Source organism: Candidatus Thiodictyon syntrophicum, assembly GCF_002813775.1.
GTDB lineage: Bacteria > Pseudomonadota > Gammaproteobacteria > Chromatiales > Chromatiaceae > Thiodictyon > Thiodictyon syntrophicum.
Map to the genome: position 1 here is coordinate 3,236,886 of NZ_CP020370.1, position 18,772 is coordinate 3,255,657.

The window sequence follows — 18,772 nt, forward strand, 5'->3', positions numbered from 1 at the left end:
CGGCTGTCAGATCTCCGCGGCGGCGCCAACGGCACCGAGGCGTGATCCCGGTCGGTCGTTGCCCGGCTGACCAGGCGAATCGAGGACCGCGCGCCGCGCCGCCGAGCGCTCGTCATGCCGACAATGCCGCCGCAGACAGCTGAGCACATAGTGCAGCAGGGCCCACCCCACGACCACGAAGGCCAGGGCGCTGGCCGCTGCCCGGGGCGTAGTCTGCGTGATCGAGAGTCCGACGGTGAGCCAGGTCACGAAGGCACTGACGGACGCGACCACGAACACCATGAGGAAGGGCAGGGGGGAGTGATTACACTTGGGGCAGAGTTTCATGGGTGGCTTGCTCACTTCAGACTGGCTGCGGGTTGATCGGCCTGGGTTCTTGGCGACAAAGATCCAATTCTTTATATTAAAGCAGCATCGGGCGTCTCCTGCATTGCTGATCGTCAATCGACAACCCCTGTTCCGGTGCCCCCGTGCCTCGTGTCAGCCCGTGGCGGACTGCCCTTGCTTCCGTTTTCTCCAGATTTAACAGAAACTCGACCGATATTTAAGGAACCAGAGGATGATCCCGACCAACCCGTTCGGCCCCGTCCCATCGGTCCCGCAGCCAGACCCCGAGGGCACTCGGCAGGCGCGCTGCCGGTTGGAGTCGGTCTTCGCCGCGGCCCTCCAGGCGGTGGACGGACGGGCGGCGGTGCGGCGCGCCCTGGGGGCCGCTGCGCCGGCGGCGCCCTGTTGGCTGATCGCCATCGGTAAGGCCGCCGCCGCCATGACCCTGGGCGCCCTGGATTGCCTGGGGTCGCAACTGCTCGGTGGACTGGTCATCGACAAGGCCCCGCCGCCGGACCCCCGGCCCTTCGCCGCCCGCGGTATCGAGGTCTTGACCGGCGGTCACCCGCTGCCCACGGCCGCCAGCATCCAGGCCGGGGCGGCACTGCTCGCCGCGCTGGCCCGCACCCCGCCCGGTGCGACGCTGCTGTTCCTGATCTCCGGGGGGGCCTCCAGTCTGGTGGAGGTCCCGGTTGCCGGGCTGGATCTCGCGCAGTTGGCGCGGCTCAATGACTGGCTCTTGGGCTGCGGCTTGCCGATCGGCCCCATGAACCGGGTGCGCACGGCGGTCTCCCGCATCAAGGGCGGCGGACTCCTGGCGGCCCTGCCGCAGCGGCCCCTGCGGGTGCTGGCGATCTCCGACGTGCCCGGGGATGATCCCGCGGTGATCGGCTCCGGGCTCCTGGTCCCGGCGTCCGGCCTGGAGGCGGCGGTCGCGGCGCTCGAGCTGCCGCCCTGGGTGCGGGCCTGGGTGGACCGCGGGCTCCTGGGGCGCGCGGCGCCGACGCGCCCGGGCCCACCCATCGAACTGGTCGCGACGCTGGCCCTGGCCAAGGCCGCCGCGGCCGATGCGGCCCGCACGGCCGGACTTCCCGTCCGCGTCCACCCGGAGTTCCTCGCCGGGGACGCCGCCGAGCGGGGGCGAGAGTTGGCCCGCCAGGTCCGCGACGGCCCCCCCGGACTCCAGGTCTGGGGCGGCGAGACCACGGTCCGCCTGCCCGCGCGGCCGGGACGGGGCGGACGCAATCAGCACCTGGCCCTGGCCGCCGCCCGCGAGCTTGCGGGCCGCCCGGACTGCCTCCTGCTCGCCGCCGGTACCGATGGCAGCGACGGCGCGGGGGCCGATGCCGACGCCGGGGCCCTGGTGGACGGCGGGACCCTCGCGCGGGCGGCGCTGGATGGATACGAGGCGGCCGACTGTCTGCGCCGCGCCGACAGCGGCCGCCTGCTCGCCGCCGCCGGGGACCTGATCCACACGGGGCCGACCGGGACCAACGTCATGGATCTGGTGCTCGGGCTGCGGTGGTGATCGGTGGAGAATGGGCCGCTTGACTTCTGGTTGCCGACCTTAGTACTTCCTGAGACCTCTCTGACCGGAGAGGTCCGCGGCCCGCGCAACCAAGTCATCGACCAATACCCAAAACGACCGCTCGGTTGTGGACGGGGAGACAGCCTCGTGCGTCTCCGGCGACTGGACGCGAGATCAAGGTGCGACCGCCTCGAGATGGATCGTACCCACCGTGCCGTCACCATAATAACCGTCACCACCATGGGTCTGGATATTGCCCCCCGGCAGGCTCAAGATGCCGCTGTAGCGGATGCCGATGCGCCCGCCGCCGCCGCCGACGTGATTGCCGCCCCCGGTGGTGCCGCCGCTGGCCGTGATCAGCCCGCTGCCGGTCAGGTCGCCGGTACGGATATTGACCGTGCCGCCGGACCCTTCGCCTGAGACCGAGCCGGTGGAGAGACTGCCATCGGCGCGGATCGCCCCGTCGTTCTCCATGACTCCGGCGGTGATGAAGACCCGGCCGCCGCCGTCGCCGCCCGTCCCGCCCCAGGCGCCACCGCCGCTGCCCAGGTCCGCGGGGTCGGTTGCGCTGCCATAGACGAGGTTGGTTGCCCCGCTGGCCCCGCTGTAATGGCCACCGATGCCGCCGTAGCTCCCGCCGTTACCCCGCTGGGCGCCGGGAGCGAAGTTCAGGGTATACGCGGTCTCGCCCAGCCCCCCCTTGTTGCCCCCAAGGTACCCGCGGCCGGTGACGTCGATCCGTCCGGTGGTGTCGATCTCCAGCCGCCCAGCCTCGATATCGAGCATTGGCGCATAGGTGGTCGTGGTCTCCGGATGCGTCATCAACCCATGCTCGGTGATGCGCAGGGTATCGGTGATCGTCAGCCGATCCCCGAGATCCAGATGACCGGCCCCGCGTAGCGTCAGATTGGTGTAGCGATAGTCGCCGATATAGCCCTTGCCCACAGCCGCGACATCCATGAAGTCCACTCCATGCTCGTTGGGGGTCTCCACCACGATCTCGGTCCCTGTGTTGGCGAGGATAGTGAAGGACTCCCCCTGCTCGAAGTCCGGATTGATCCGCAGGCCCACCAAGGCGTTGGTCAGCAGGGGTATCACACCATCGGTCGTCAGGCTATCGGCCGTCACCGCAGCCGTCACACCCGGTCCCATCAGCGACAGCGGGGTGCCCGTCGGAGAACTGACGCTCGTGTCGTTGTCGTCGATAATCAACTCCTCCACACCGCCGATCTTCAGATAGACGGTCCCGGCGCCGCCGCGGATGCTGTCGTAGTAGCCTCGCCCGCGCCAGGCGCTGATCGCCCGCAGACCGGCGAAGGCGTCGCTGCCGTCCACCGCGTCCGCGTCGATGGCCACCCGTCCACCGCCGCCGCCGGTATGGTTGTAGCCGCCGGTGGTGCCGCCGTTGGCGGAGATGCTGCCGGCACCGGCCAGGTGCGCGGTGGTGATCCATACCGAACCGCCGGCACCCTCGCCCGAGATGCTCCCGCTGGAGAGACTGCCGTCAGCGCGGATAGCCCCCTCGACGACGACCGATTCGCTGGCCTGGATGCGGACATAGCCGCCGCCGTCACCGCCGGCCCCGCTCCAGGCGCCGCCGCCGCCGCCGAGCCGGTTCGGCCGCGCGGGATCGCCGTAGACCGGACTTGCGTCCCCGCTCGCACCGCTGTAAGAGGCACCGAGCCCGCCGTGACTGCCGCCGTGGCCATGCTGAGCGCCGGCCGCGAAGCCCAGGGTGTGGGCAGTCTCGCCAAGCCCTGACTTGTTACCCCCAAGGTACCCACGCCCCGTCACATCGATGGCACCACCGGATTCCACGACGACCCGCGCGGCCTCGATCTGCAGACCGGCCTCAAGACCGCCGCTGTGGGTCAGGGTGGAATTGGCGCCGATCGACAGGGTTCCGAGCACGTGCAGTCCCGCATCGGCCACCACCCGGGCACCGTTGCGCAACAGGATATTGTCGAAGGTCAGGCCGCCCGGGATGGTCACCGTATCCGCTGGCTGGGTGAACCCTGATCCGTCGATGGTCAGGTCGCCATAGGTCTGACCCGCCCGCTGCAAGTAGATCGTCCCATGACCGCCGTCGCCATAGTAGCCGTCCCCGCCGCGACTCTGGATATTGGACTGCGGCAGGCTCAAGGTACCGCTGTAACGGATGGCGATCCGTCCGCCGCCCCCCCCGATGTGGTTGCCACCACCGGTGGTGCCGCCATTGGCCGTGATCAGCCCGTTGCCGGTCAAGTTCCCGGCACGGATGTTGACCGTGCCGCCGGACCCCTCGCCAGACACCGAGCCGCTGGAAAGGCCGCCATCGGCATGGATCGCCCCCGCGTTGTGGATCGCTGCCGCGGTGATGAAGACCCGGCCCCCGCCGTCGCCGCCCGCCCCACCCCAGGCACCGCCGCCACTCCCGAGGTCCTGCGGGTCGGTCAGACTGCCGTAGATTGGGTTACTGGCGACGGACCCGCTGTAATGGCCGCCGAGGCCGCCGTAGCTGCCGCCGTTGCCCGACTGGGCGCCGGCGGTGAGGCCCAGGGTGTGCGCGGTCTGGCCCAGCCCCGCCCGGTCGCCCCCGAGATAGCCGCGACCCGTCGCGTCGATGCGCCCGGTAGGATCGATCTCCAGGGTGCCGACCTCCAGGTCCAGCAGCGCCTCATAGCTTATGGTCGTCTGCGGGTGCGTCAGCAGGCCGAATTCGGCGATGCGCAGGGTGTCGCTGACCGTCAGCCGATCCCCCATTTCCAGATGACCACCGCGGCGCAGCCGCAGGTTGGTGTAGCGATAGTCGCCCGCGTAGCCCTTACCCACCCCGGCGACATCCGCGAAACGGACGCCATGCTCATTGGGCGTCGCGACCCGAATGCTGTCGGTGCCGTTGGCGAGGATCGCGAAGCTCTCGCCCTGATCGAGGTCCGGGTTGAGCCGCAGCCCCGCCAAGGCATTCGGAAGGAGCGGCAGGATGCCGTCCGTGGTTAGGGTATCCGCGGTCGCCGCTTTGGTCAGGCCCGGCCCCATCAGGGGCAAGGGGGTCCCGGTCGCCGCCGTGGCCGTGGACTCGTTGTCATCGATGATCAGGTCCTCGACACCGCCGATCTTCAGATAGACGGTCCCGGCGCTGCCGCGGGTGTTGTCGTAGTAGCCCCGCCCACGCCAGGCGCTGATGGTCCGCAGACCGGCAAAGGTGTCGCTGCCGTCCACATAGTCGGCGTAGACCGCCACCCGCCCACCGCCGCCGCCGGTATGGTTGTAGCCGCCGGTGCCGCCGCCGTTGGCGGAGATGCTGCCGGCCCCGGCCAGGCGCGAGGTGGTGATCCACACTGAACCGCCGGCACCCTCGCCCGAGGCGCTCCCGCTGGAGAGGCCGCCATCGGCGCGGATGGCCCCCTCCACGATGACCGCCTCGCTGGCGATGATCCGCAGATAGCCGCCGCCGTCGCCGCCGGCCCCACCCCAGGCGGCGCCACCGCTGCCGAGCCGATCCGGCCGCCTGGGGTCACCGTAGACCGGGTTGGTCAGCGTCCCGCCACTGTAGTGGGCGCCCAGACCACCGTGACTGCCGCCGTTGCCCACCTGTGCCCCGGATGTGAAGCCCAGGGTGTGGGCAGTCTGGCCCAGCCCCGCCTTGTCGCCCCCAAGGTATCCGCGGCCCGTCACGTCGATGGCACTGCCGGACTCGACGATCACGCGCCGCGCCTCGATCTGCAGACCGGCCTCGCTGGCGGTGGGACTGGTGAGCAGGGAATTGTCCCGCAGGCGCAGGGTCTGCGCGATCCTGATGGGTTCCTGGACGATCACCCGTGCCCCGTTCTGCAGGGTGATGGCATCCAAAGTCTGGCCGGGCGGCATGATGAGGTCCGTGAAGGGCGAGTTGGCCCCTTGCCCGTTGAGCACCAGTTCACCGCCGGCCTGCCCTTCCGCGAGCAGGTAGACGGTGCCATCCGCCCCGTCCCCGTAGTAGCCGTCGCCGCCCTTTGCCGTGATACCGGCCAGGTTCAGGGTGCTGATATCCAGAGAGCGGATGGCGACGCGCCCGCCGCCGCCGCCGGTGTGGTTTGCCCCGCCGGTGGTGCCGCCGTTGGCCGTGATGGTCCCCTTACCGGAGAGCGTGCGGGCCGCCAGATTGATGCTGCCGCCGGAACCCTCGCCGGAGACCGAGCCGCTGGAGAGACCACCGTCGGCCCGGACTGCGCCGTCGAGCGCGAGGTTGATGGCCGAGAGCAAGACCCGCCCGCCGCCGTCGCCCCCGGCACCGCCCCAGGCGCCGCCACCGCTGCCCAGGTCGACCGGGTTGACCAGATTACCGTTAACCGGGTTCGGCACAGCGCTTCCGGAGCTGCTGGAATGACCGCCGAGACCGCCGTAACTGCCGCCGTTGCCCCGCTGGGCGCCGGCCGTGAAGCCGACGGTGTGCGCGGTTTCCCCGAGTCCGGCCCGGTTCCCGCCCAGATAGCCCCGCCCAACCGCGTCGATCCGGCTGGTGGTATCGACGCTCAAGGTCCAGACCTGTACATGCAGGCCGAAGGCCTCGGTTTGCGTGGTCTCACGGTGGGTGAGGACAGCGCCGTTCAGGAGTTCGACATTATGGAAGGTCCGCTCGCCGACCAGGGTCAAGGTGGCGCCCTTGACACGGACGTTCTGGCCGTCGAAGGCGGCATTGGCAATCTCGGTATCGCTGGTAATCAGCAACACCGGGGCGCCGGTGGCAAAGGTGGCGGTGACGCCCGCGTCCCCGGCCGGGGCGCCCTGGCCGTCCGCGGGCAGGGCCTCGCGGTTGCCGGCCAGGTCCACACCGACGGTGGCGAACTCATAGTTGCCATCGCCGCCCATGCGGGCCGCGTCGAAGGCTATGCTGCCGGTCGCACCGCCGGGGGACGGGAACTCCCCGTTGCCGGTGCCGTCCGCGCCGGTGTAGCGGTTGAAGGTGCCGAGCCCATTGCGGCGGAACCACAGTTCGACATGCGCCAGGTCCGTGAGGCCTTCGGTGATCGTGTAGCTGACTTGGGTCGAGGTGCCGGGGGCCGAGGCCGCGGTCGCAACCGTTGCGGGCGGCGTGATGTCGGCCCCGGTCAGGATCACATCCACCGGGATCGCCGCACCCTCGTTGCCGGCTGCATCGCGGGCAAAGGCCAGTAGCCGTAGTTCGGTGCCGGGGGTGCCGGGCGGCACGGTGAGCGTGAAGGTGGCGCTCGCCGGGGTCGCAGCCGGCTGCACCTGGGACTGATCGGCCAGGGTCAGGGCGCCGGTGGTGGCGACAAGGAGCGAGGCCACGCCCACCGCGTCCGCCGCGGTGACCTGCACCAGGATGTGGTCGCCGAAGTTGTACGGGGTCTGCGGCGCGGGCGCGGTGATCGACACCGTCGGCGCGGTCTGATCGACCACGGTCAGCGTCACCACCGCGACCGGGGCGCTGTGCCCGGCGGTGTCGGTGGCCGCAGCCTCCAGACGCAGGGTGCTGCCGATGGCCGCGGTGCCCGGCACCGTGAAACTGACGCTGCGCACGGCGTCGTTGGCGGCCGGGCTGACCGCGACCTGGCGGCTGTCGCTGACGGCGCCGCTGGCCGTGATCGTGATGTCGGTGACACCACCGACCGCATCCTGGGCGCGCACGGTGACGCCGATGACGGCGCCGGGTTCGACCTGACCGCCGGTGGCCGGGGTCAGGATCGCCACCGTCGGCGGGGTATCCGCGGCGCTGTTGATGGTCACCGGCACCGCGACCGGCGGCAGACCACCGGCGGCGACATACATTAGCGTTGCGCCGTTGCTGACCGCCCGGACCAGGCCGGTGCTGGTCACCGTGGCCAGCGCCGTATCGGCGCTGGAGAAACTGGCCTGGCCGGTCAGGTTCTGGGTTGAGCCGTTCGAATACTGGCCCGTGACCGCGAGTTGGGCGGTCGCGCCGATGAAGGTGAACCCGACCGCCGCGGGCGTCACCGCGATGGACTGCAAGGTCACGATGTTCACCGTGACCGGCACCCGCGCCTCGCGGCCCCCGACGGTGACAACGACCTCCGCGCTGCCATTGCCGACCGCGGCGACCCGACCCGCGGCGGTGACCGTGGCGACGGTCGTGGCCGTTGATCTGAAGGCTGCGCCCGTGGTCAGGTCGGCGCTGCTGCCGTTGTCGTACTGGCCCCTGACCGTGACCTCGCCCAGGGCCCCGGCGCTGGTGAAGGCGAGGCTCGCCGGGGTCGCGCTGATCGAGACCAGTTGCGGCGGCGTTGGCACCGTCGCCTGGGTCGCGTCGCTCGGGTTCGGGGAGCTGGCCAGGTTGAAGGCCACGGCGGTGAGCCGGTCACCGGGCGCCGCGTCGATGACGGTGCTGAACAGCCCGCCGGCGTCGGCGGTGACCTGGGTCGCGAAGGCCGTGGTCTGGTTGGTGATGGTGACCCGCGCACCGGCGACGCTTTGGCCGCTGACGCGCACCTGGCCGGAGGCCAGCGGTTCCAAGGTACTCAACACCGGCGTCGGCGGCGGTGCGCCGGCGGGCGGGGTGACGACGACGAACTCCAGATAGGAGCCCGGCGCGGCGGGGTCGTTGCGGACGCCGACCCCGTTGGTCGCGAGCACCACCAGCCGATGGTTGCCGGGCGCAAGCCCGTTGGTGTCGATCCGCACCCCGGTGCCGGCGATGGCGAGGGGCTGGGGCAGGGCCGGGTCGTCCAGATACACCTGGGTCGCGGTGATGCCGGTCCCGTCCTCGACCGCGATGCCGACGGTCAAGGACTCCCCGGCCACGATCTGTTGGCCGTTGCCGGCGCCGGGGAAGCGGATGGTCGGTGGTGTGTCGTTGGTGCCGACCGCGAACGCAAAGGCCGCCTCACCGGTCTGGCCCAGGCCGTCGGTGGCGACCACGCGGACGCTGTGGGGCCCCGCCGGCAGGTTCAGCGTGCCAAGTATCGCCTGGAACGGCGCCGTCGTGACCGTCCGCCATGGCGCCGGGGCGCCGTCGAGGTAAAACGCGACCTCGCGCACGCCGGCGCTGACCGCCGTCGGCGTCAGATCGACCGAAACGCCCTGGGGCACCGGCTGGGCCGGGGGCGCCGGCAGGGTGACTGCCGGCGGCGCCGCGTTCGCCGCGAGCAGCAGGGCCAGCGTTGCATCCCGGGCATTGCCGGCGCCGTCGTAGGCGGTGACCAGCAGTTGGTAGTCGTGGCCGGGGATGAGGTTGGTCGAGTCGATCGCGAAGATGAACGGCGGCAGATCGCCTCCGAACACCGAGCGCTGGTCCATGAGTTGGTAGAGCGCGCCGGGTACGCCCAGGTCCTTGATGCGCGCCTCGACCCGCACGATGCCGCTGCCCTGGTCCGCGGCATAGGCATTGATCTGCACCACCTGGCCCGGAATCACGTGGCTCGGGTCCGCCGGCGGGGCCACCGACAGCGTCAGTTCCGGCGGCGTGACGTCGTCGCCGTCAGTACCGGTGGTGGTAAAGCGGCTGCTCCATGGGTTGGTCATCGCGAGGCCGTCGGCGTCCACCACGTCCGTGGTGATGACGACCGTGTACTCGCCATTGCCCGCCAGGGCCCCGCTGAGGGGCTGCCAGACGACGACGGTGCGCTCATTGAGGGTGTCGAAGCGCAGCGTGCCCGGGATCAGGTCGCCGCCGCTGGTGTAGACGTTGAAGGCGCCGGCCGGCCCGGTGGTAATCGACGCGGTGCGCATCATTTGGCTGAAGAACGCGGCCACCGGCGACTCGCCGCCAACGCCGGTCATGTTGGCCGAGGGCAGCACGCTGACGGCCGGGGTGCCGTCACTGTTGCTGCGCACCGGCGGGAACTCGCCAACCAGGCAGCCGATGGTCCCCACCACGACGCGCAGACTTAAGTTCTGGTCCGCCGCGGCCATGCAGGTGGTGATAGTGCCGGAGCGCAACGGGCGCACGGTAAAGACCTGGGTCGTGCTCTCACCGGGCAGCAGATGGCCGAGGTTGCGCAGGTCCGCACCGGTGATTTCCGTGCAGACCGGCTCGCCAACCGGGTTGATCGCGCAGCGCAGCAGTTGGGAGTCAAAGCCGACGGCCAGATCGAGGGTCGCGTACAGGGCCGGGATGGAGTCCGTGTTGGTGATCTGCACCTCGAGTGCGTAGGGCACCCCGGCGACCACCGCATCCGGATGCACCACCTGCACGTCGAAGGTCGGCGGGCCGCGCACATCGACCGTGGTCCCGGCGCGACCGCTGAACGGGATCGGCTCCTCGATCGGGATGCCGGGGCCGGTCAGGAAACCGCCGAACTCCACCGACACCGGGCGCTCGCCGATCTCATCGCCGCGCACCACGAACTCGCGCTCGGCCTGCCCCGGCTCCTCGGCGTTACCCGGAGCAATCGCGCCAAAGGCGGCAACGCCATCGACCGGCAGCATGCTGGTCAGCCCGCCAGTCGGGAACAGGATCGAGGCATTGACATCACTGAGCGTGAAGATGCCCGAGGTATTCATCAGCAACAGCCGAACCGAAAAGAACTCCTTCAGGGACTTGATCCGGCCCTCGATGACGATGACGCCGGGCAGCGAGATGGCGGGTTGCCCCGGCACGGCGATTGCCTGCTCGAAGACGATGATCTGGGTATCTTGAACCTTGGGGCTGCTACCGCCGTCGCCGCGCCCGGCCGGGATGGCGTAGGTCTCGTAACCGGTCTCTTCGGGGGCGACAATCGGACTCGCGATCGGCACCGACACGGGCACCGGGCGATTGCCGATGGTGAGTACGATATTGAACACCGAGACGTTGTAGTTGGCCGGGTTGTCCAACGCGATCACGCCGTCGGCGACCAGGGCCTCGATCTGTTGCGGCGCGAGCCGCTCGGAGGTGACGCGCGACACCACCACCGAATCCAGGGAGACCTGGGTAATAACAACCGACTGCTCGGCGCGGTTGCCGTTGGCGTCCACTGCACTGACGCGGACGTTGTTGACCGCGTTGCGGGTCAGCGGCAGGTTCAGGTCGAAGCCACCGCCGGCGTCGGGCAGGGTCTGGGTCGCGCGCCCGCCGGGGCCCACGACCTCGACCTGCACCGCGGCGAGGGCCGGGGCCAGTGGCAACAGCCACAGCAGCAGCCAGCACAGCAGTGCGCGGCGGGGGGCGCTCCAGGACCAAGACATCACGGGCACTCCGGCGTTCATTGGCATCCCCCGCGACTACTCGGTAAAGACCAGTTCGACGAAGGTCGGGCCGACCGGATTCAACGCCACCGGCCAGGCCTTGGTTTGACCCCGATGGCTCACCGTCACGACCACGGTGGGGGCACCACCGCCCATGGCTGGGGCGAGCAGATCCGGCACATGGAACTCGCCGTTGTCGTTGGTACGGAAGGCGTTCTCGGGCGACGCGTCCCCCGGCAGGGTGCCGGCCGGGGTCTCCACGTGGACCAAGGCACCGGTGAGCAGGGCGCCGGCGGTGTCCCTGACCGTGCCGGTCAGGCCGAAGTAATAGCGCCCGACCTTGCCCTCCGCCTGGGCTACCAGCAACGAGCGCCCGCGACTGTCCACCTCCACGTCGCCAGGCTGATCCAGGCCGCTCAGGATCACGCGCCCGACCCCGCCGGGCGGGATGAAGGTCAGGGTGCCGGCGTCGCTGTCGGTGACGTACAGGTTGCCGACGCTATCCAACGCGAGCCCAGCCGGTGCGCGAATCACCGCGGTGCGCACGGTCACCGCGCCGGTCAGCGCGGGCTGGTCCGCCGGCAGGATCGACTCGCCGTCGGCATCGGTGACGACCGCCTGGAAACTGTACCGACCCGGGGTGCTGCCGGTACTGAGATTGAAACTGCTCGCCGCGCTCACCGACGCCGCACTGATGGTCCCGAGGTTCGGCGGCACCGTGAAGGCGACCTGGTAGAACTCCGGGTCCATCGCCACCGATGCGCCCTCGATCTGAAAGCGCAGATCAAAGTTCAGATTGGTCTGGTAACGGCCGACGATCTGCTCCGGGAACACCCGCACATCGGCCTGCGCGAGCCGCAGTTCCCGATCCGAACCCGCCTCGACGGTGAGCGTGGTCGTGGCCTCCGGCGGCAACACGAAGAAGCGCCGCACCGCGCCCTGGTAGCCGGCGGCCAGGATGCGCACCGGCTTGCCGGACGGGACGGTCAGCACCCGGCGCAGATCGCCGGCGGCACCGGCGACGTGTTCGGGCAGGATGTCCGTCTGCCAGGTCCTGGTCACGCCGCCCCCCAGCGTGACCTTTGCGGTCACGTGGATGCGGTCGATCCCGCCCCCGGCGAACAGCGTACCGGGATCGAGCTTGAGGTCGCCGGAATCGATGAGGTCAGTCAGCTCCGCGAGCAATGCCGCGGCGTTCATGCCGCTGTCGTCGATCTGCGCGTCGTTCCAGAGGTCCGGGTCGGCCATGACGGCCAGGTCGTCGGCGGTCGCGACGCCGTCGCCGTTGAAGTCGACGCGCGGGTAGACATTCTCCAACGCCGGGGCCTGGATCAGGCGGTCGCCGTTCAGGTCCCGCTTGAGGCTGTCCAGCGGGCCGTCCAGGAAGGCCCCGCGGGCCTGGACCTGCAGCAGCGCATCGCGGAAGCGGCGGAAGTCCGCCAGGTCGATGCGCCAGGTCGGCGCCGCGGGGGGCGCGATGCCGCTGCCGTGGGCGTCCGCGGTGACGAGCCGGTCATTGCCGTCCAGGCTGCCGTCGTCGATGTTGACCAGGGCCTTCTGCACCCACTTGCGCTTGCCGGGGTCCGCGGTGCGGATGCTGTCGATGTAGACCATGGCAGCAAAGGCATCGATGGCCGGGGCCGCCCCACCGCCGCCACGGCTGGTTTGGCGCAGACACTCCAGCACCTGGGCGGTGGTGAGTTCCGGGTCGACGGACAGCAGCCACGCGACCAGACCGCTGACATGGGGTGCGGCCATGGAGGTGCCGCTGTACTCGGCATAGCCGCTGAAGCGGCTCGCGCCGGTGGCCGCCTCATCGGTAAAGGTGCCGTCCGGCTTCTCCCACAGGGGCACCGAGCTCAGCACATCCACGCCGGGGGCGCTGAAGTAGAACTGCGCACCGACCATGTTATTGGCGATGCCGGAAAATTCGGCCCGAATGATGTTTGCCCGGTTATCGGTCTTGTCCAGGGCCTCAACGACAATGACGTTGCCCGCGCCGTTGTAGGCCGCCCAGGCCATGGGGCTGTTGTACTGGGCGCTGATCACATTCCATTGCGCGGCCCGGACCGGAATGTTCGGGTCATCAAACTGAGCCGGATCGGAGTGGAGCTGGCCGGCGATGTCCCAGCGGTCATTGCCAGCGGAGACCACAAACATCACGTTGCGGCCGGACTCCGGATGACGGGTTGGGTCCGCCCACCAAGCCACGCGCCGGGCGATCTTGCCCTGGGCCTCCACAAAGGCGCGGATCACCGGATTGTTGTCCGGCGTCGAGGGCACGCGGGTCAAGCGTATCTCACCACCGGCGGCGGGGTCCGGCTGACCGGAGAACAGGGCCGGCAGATAGTAGTCACCGGGGTCGGTGTAGTTACCATCCCCGTTGCCATCGTAGGTCCAGTTCTTGCGGCCATTCTTCTTCCAGTTGTAGCCCTGGCTGCTGTTGATCACCCGCACATCCGGGCGGGCGTGGATGAGGCGGCGCATCTGCCCATAGAGCATGTCCCCAAGGCTGGTGAAGAACGCCCCCCAGGTGCCCATCCCGATGCCACCGTTGCTCGGCTGACTGGCAATCACCGCGAACGGCGAGGCGCCGTCGATCCCCTTGCCGTCCCCCCAAGTGGCGGCGATGGTGCCGGCCACATGGCTGCCGTGGCCCTCGGTGACGGTCTGGTCGGTCACACCCTCCCAAATCACCGTGCCGCTCAGGTCCGGGTGGATGCGAAAGGTGCGGGTATCCGACAGTCCGACCTCGATGCGGCGGTCGAACTTGCCCACATGCGCCTTCAGGTTCCAGACCTGCGGGAAGTTGGCGTATTCCAGCCCCCAGTTGCCGCGGGACGGGGCCAGGGTCCAGTCCCAAATGAAGTCCGTTGCGAAGTCGTAGACCTGTTTCTCACGCAGTACCTTCAGCGTGCCGGGCGTGGCCGGTGGCAGCGCCGTGGCGCTGATCAGCGCATCGTGGGCCACCGCCTCGACCGCCGGCAGCGCCGCCAGCGTCGCCACGAGGGCCCGGATCGCGCTGTGATCGTTGCTGTCCGGGATCTCGATATACGCCGTGCCGATGGCCGGGAGGCCGCCCACCACCCGCGCGTTGGCGGCGGCCGACGCGGTGAGCACCGGGCCGAGGCTTGCCCCCTCGCGCAGCATGACCATCAGCCGGGTGCGGGAGACGGGCTGGAAGATCTCGGGCTCCACGCTGAAGTGGGCCGGGTCCGCCGGGGTCAGCGGCAGGTCCGGCACGCCCCCCGCGGGGTCGATCAGGCGCACCTCGGCAATCGCCTGCACCGCCGGGTTGGCCACCGCCCGCACCGCGACCCGCACCACCGGCTCCGGCGGCAGGGTGTCCGGCGCCTGGTAGATTGCCGGGGTCCCCTGGGTGATGGTGCCATGCACCGCGTCGCCGCCGTCGCCGCCGGCCACGCTCCAGACCAGCGCCGACGGGCCGCCGGCGACCAGGGCAGTGAACGGCGCGGTCCGTTCCAGCGGCAGATTGACCGCCGTCGGGGTCAGCGTCAGGGTCAGCGGGGAGACGAGGAAGGGCTCCGCGGTGGTCGCTTCACCGTCCGCGGTCAGAACCCGCAGCGGGTCGGTCGTGGCGCCCGCCGGAATGGTCACCCTGACCTCCTCTTCGCTGCCGCCCTGCACCTCCAGGGCGAGGTCTCCGATCCTGACTGTCAGCGTCTCGGGTGCCAGGTTGGCACCGACCAGACGGACTTCGGTGCCCGCCGGGCCGCCCGTCGGGCTGAAGTAGTCGATGACCGGCGGCGCGGCGGCCGTCAGCGATGCGCAGAGGGCGAGCAGCACCAGCAGCGCGCCTTGAAGGGGGGTACGGATTCGCCTGATCATCGCGCTTACTCCGGCTCGAACAGGGCGTCGAGGGTCGGCACGCCGTCGGTGAAACGCAGCACGCGCCAGCCGTCCAGCAGGAACAAACGGCCCTCGCCGTCAAAGGCCATGTCGATGGCCCGCCCGGCGGAGTGCTCGTCGGGCGGGATCGTCGCCCAGATCTGGCCGACCCGCCGGAACGGGTCCCAGGGCTGGTTGACCGGCACCCGTTTGATCTGCATGGTCGAGTTGTCGACGATGTAGAGATCCTCCGCGACCGGATCGGCGGCGCGCCGGATCACCATCGGCCCGGACAGGGTCGGCCGCGCGAACATCAGCATCTGGCTGAAGTAGTTGATGCTGCCGGTGAAGCTCCGCGCCCCGTCGGGTTGCGCGAAGCGGAACAGGCGCCCGCCGAAGGCGTCCTCCGAGGCCGGGTTGGCCGCATAGAGGTTGCCGAGGCTGTCGATGGCGAGCCCCGCCTGGACGATCAGGCGCCCGTCGCGCAGCGAGGCCTTGAAGCCGGCGTCGACAAAGCGGATGCGGCTCGCCCCGCGGGTGCCGACGCCACTGCCGGGGGCAATCAACTGGTAGAATGCGCCGAGTTCGGCATCGCTGTAGTAGGCGATGTCCCGATCCGGGTCCGGGTCCACCTCGATGCCGTCCAGGGTCACCGAGAAGTCCAGTGGCCCCACGTAGAGGGACCGCGGCGCCGAGAAGTCGCTCATCAGGCGACGCGCCCCGAAGGCGAATACGGACTTGGCGCCGGCGAAGCTGGCTGGCCACCAGTCCCCGCCCGGTCCGCCGACGTCCGGGTCGACGCCTTGGTAGCGAGTCGCCCGCAGGGAATAGAAGCTGGTGCCGTCCGGCGGGTCCGGGTCCACCAGCAGCAGATCGTCGCCGCCGTCGAAGCGACCGCGGGCCGCCAGTTCCGGCACCTGGTCACCCTGGAACCGATAGAGATCGTAGACGAAGGCCCGACCGGGCCGGGCGGGGTCGTCGCCGGTGCTGCGCCGGAAGGCGGCCTTGACCAGCGCGGTGCCGTCCTCCTGGGTCTCCAGGTCGAGCCCGGTCAGCAGCGGTGCAGCCGGGACATGGAGCGCGACATTGGCGTTGATCATCGCCGCATGCATCTCGTCGATGGCCGGGCCGGCCAGGAATATCGGCGCGGCCAGCGTGCCGAGCAGCGAGCCGCTGGACATCAGCATGCCGCCCAGCATCACCGACACCGCCGCCTCGGCCATGCCGACCTGAATCTGGCCCTGGATCACGCCGTCCTTGGAGGTGAAGAAGTTGCGCCAGAAGCGGGTGAAGGGCCGATTGGCGGACGGGAACGGCGGTGACGCGGGCAGCACCTGCGCGAGCAGAATCTGCTCGAGCACAGGCGCGTCCGTCGCAATGGTCGGATCGTAGCGGGTGGTCTGCGCCGCGAGCATGGTCCCGGCCAAGCGGCCGAGCAGACCGTTCTTGCGCAGGTGGACATAGGTGAACAGGCTGTTCAGCAGCAGGTGCGACTGCAACGCGTTCAGCCGGGTGTAGGGCGACAACACCGGGGCCTGCGGCAGCAGCGTGCGCCCGCTGTTGAAGACCAGCACCGCCAGGGCATTGCCGGGCGCGGTCGGATCCTGCCAGGCGGCGTCGATCTCCGCCTGCAGGCCGGCGAGCCATTCGCCGAGGTCCGGCGACCCGCTGCCGGTCCAGCGGAAGCCGGCGGACAGGCCGTATAGCAGCGCCTGCAGGGACAGGCCCTCGCCGCGGCTGAGCGCATCGGTCAGTGCGGTGATCCCGGTGTCGGTGACGGACACCAGGCCATCGCCGGTGAGTGCGGGGTTCAACTGGTTGCCGTAGGCGTCGTGCACGCCGGCCTCGTCGCCGCCGACCAGCAGCAGGGCCTCGGTGATCAGGCCACGCAGCCGGGCCGGGTCGAGGACCGTCGCCGGGTCGCCGAGCCCGCGCCCGAGGATGCTGAGGGTGCTAATGGACGGCGCCGAGGTCGGGTCGAACACGGTGGCCGCGGCGTCCAGGGCACCGACGGCCACCGGCAGGCCGATCCGGGTCTCCACGGTCTGGCTCAGGAACCGCCGGTTCGGGGCGTTGACGATGAGCTGGTAGGTGCCGGGCGGCATGCCGGTCAGCGTGAACCGCCCGTCGGCGCCCAGGGCGACCTGGAAGTTCGTCCCGGACAGGGCCACGGTACCGGCAGTGACCGGCGCGCCGCTATCGGGGTCGCGGATCAGGCCGGTGATGGTCGTGCTGCCGGGCTCCACCGTGAAGGCGTTCACCGACACCGCGACCGCGCCACCGGTGACGATGCGCGGCGCACGTGGTCCGGGGTTGGCAGCCGGGTCGATCCGGATGCGGGCGACCGCCAGGTTCGACGCCAGCACCGTCAGGGATTCCACGGTGATGCCGGCGCCGGCCTCCAGCCGGCTCTCGCCGGCGACGAAGGCGGTCGCGTAGCGGCCGTCCGCGGCGCCGGAGAACTGGACGTCCAGGGTCGCGCCCTGGGGTGCACTGGTCGGCACCAGGCCGGTGATGACGCCGGCCCCCGGCGACGGCAGCGGCGGCAGGCCGCCGGGGGCGTTCACGGTCCCGAGCACCCGCTGGGTGGCCTGGAACGTGGGCGATCCCACCGGCGCCACCTGCAGGACCAATTCGCGGGCCTGGCCGGTGCCGGGCTGGGTATCGGTGACGGTGATTGTCAGGGTCGCGGGTCCGGTGGTCACCTTGCCGTCGGTGGCGGTGAGGTCGATCCGGTACTCCCCGGCCTGATCATAGTCCGGGGCGAAGGTCAGCACCCCCGCCGCCGCGGCGAACACGGCGTTGACCGGCAACGCGTCGGCGGTGATGCGCACCGCATCGCCATCGAGGTCACTGGCGCTGATCGGCACGTTCAATACGCCACCCTCGGCAACCGTCGCCGTCGCGGGCAGGTCCAGCACCGGCGCCCGGTTGGTGTCGCTGACCTCTACCCGCACCGCGGCAGTGCGGGTGTAGCCCTCCGGGTCGCGGGCGGTGAACGTCAGGTAATGGGTGCCCTGCTGGGTGTAGTCCGGGCTGAAGCTCAGGCGGCCGGTCGCGACCGGACCCGGGGTCGCGTCGAAGCGGGCATTGGTCAACGGCGGAGCCGCGGTGAGGGTCACGACGCCGCCGTCCGGGTCATCGGCGCTGACCGGAATCTCCAGCGTCCCGCCCTCCGCGATGTTGTGGTTCGGCACGATGGTCAGGGCCGGCGGACTCGGCGGCGGGGCCTGGGTCACGGTGATCTGCACGGTCGCCGGGGCGCTGTCCTGGCCTTGGTTGTCGGTGACGACGAGCGTGAAGGTATGGCTGCCCGGCGCGAGGGGCAGGGTCGGATTCACGACGTCGCCGGGGTCCGGCGCGCCGGTCCAGCGCCAGGCGACGACTGCGCCATCCGGGTCCGTCGACCCACTGCCGTCCAGGGTCACCGCGACAGTGCTGCTGTCCCAGGGGACGACGGCTGCGATCGCAGCCCCGGCGTCGGCCCGCGGCGGCTGGTTTGGCGGCGGCGCCGGAATCTCCCGCTCCAACCGCAGCGTCGCCACCAGTTGCCCACGCCCGCCGCTGAATTTGAGCTGGCGCTTGTGCGTGGCACCAGCGGCGAAGGCCGCGCCCTGGCCGGTCAGCAGGCCGTAGAAGGGCTCGTTGGCGGCGGTGGCACCCATCGGTTCCAGCGCGGTCTTGTTCGCGCTCGCGACCACCAGCCGGTACTGACCGGGCAACGCGGTGCGCCCGGTGTTGGACACCGAGACATCGAGCAGAAAGGTCTGGGTGCGGCTGTCCAGGATGGGCCGCGCCTGGGTGATCTTAAACGCCGGGTCGGTGACCGGCAGGAACTCGGCCGCGGCAGGTGTTGCCAGGGTCAGCAGACCGAATACCAGGCCCAGCGCCGCGAACCACCCGCGGGGACCAGGACGTTGCGTCGAAGGGTGGCGGGCGGTGGGGCGGTGCATGCTGGCGTCC

5 protein-coding genes are annotated in these 18,772 nt (G+C 70.3%); 1 reads left to right on the top strand and 4 read right to left on the bottom strand.

Annotated features, from left to right (window positions below):
- Positions 1-6: 6 nt before the first annotated feature.
- Entirely contained in the window at positions 7-327 is a 321-nt protein-coding gene (locus tag THSYN_RS13690) for a hypothetical protein (protein WP_236848896.1), read from the bottom strand.
- Positions 328-559: 232 nt separating this feature from the next.
- Here THSYN_RS13690 and THSYN_RS13695 point away from each other — a divergent pair, with 232 nt between their 5' ends.
- Positions 560-1,855: a DUF4147 domain-containing protein gene (locus THSYN_RS13695; protein WP_100919642.1), complete on the top strand. Its 1,296-nt coding sequence runs from the start codon at positions 560-562 to the stop codon at positions 1,853-1,855.
- Between the two features lie 174 nt (positions 1,856-2,029).
- On the opposite strand, the gene THSYN_RS13700 is transcribed toward THSYN_RS13695, so the two are convergent.
- From THSYN_RS13700 to THSYN_RS13710, 3 genes are read right to left on the bottom strand one after another with little or no spacing between them, the layout of a single operon-like run.
- Positions 2,030-10,960: an Ig-like domain-containing protein gene (locus THSYN_RS13700; protein ID WP_172965278.1), complete on the bottom strand. Its 8,931-nt coding sequence runs from the start codon at positions 10,958-10,960 to the stop codon at positions 2,030-2,032.
- Positions 10,961-10,996: 36 nt separating this feature from the next.
- The gene (locus tag THSYN_RS33855) at positions 10,997-14,809 is read right to left on the bottom strand and encodes a S8 family serine peptidase (RefSeq protein ID WP_157817653.1); all 3,813 of its coding nucleotides are present in this window, start codon (positions 14,807-14,809) and stop codon (positions 10,997-10,999) included.
- A gap of 5 nt (positions 14,810-14,814) precedes the next feature.
- Complete coding sequence (locus THSYN_RS13710; RefSeq protein WP_100919644.1) at positions 14,815-18,762, bottom strand: Ig-like domain-containing protein; 3,948 nt, start codon at positions 18,760-18,762, stop codon at positions 14,815-14,817.
- Positions 18,763-18,772 lie beyond the last annotated feature (10 nt).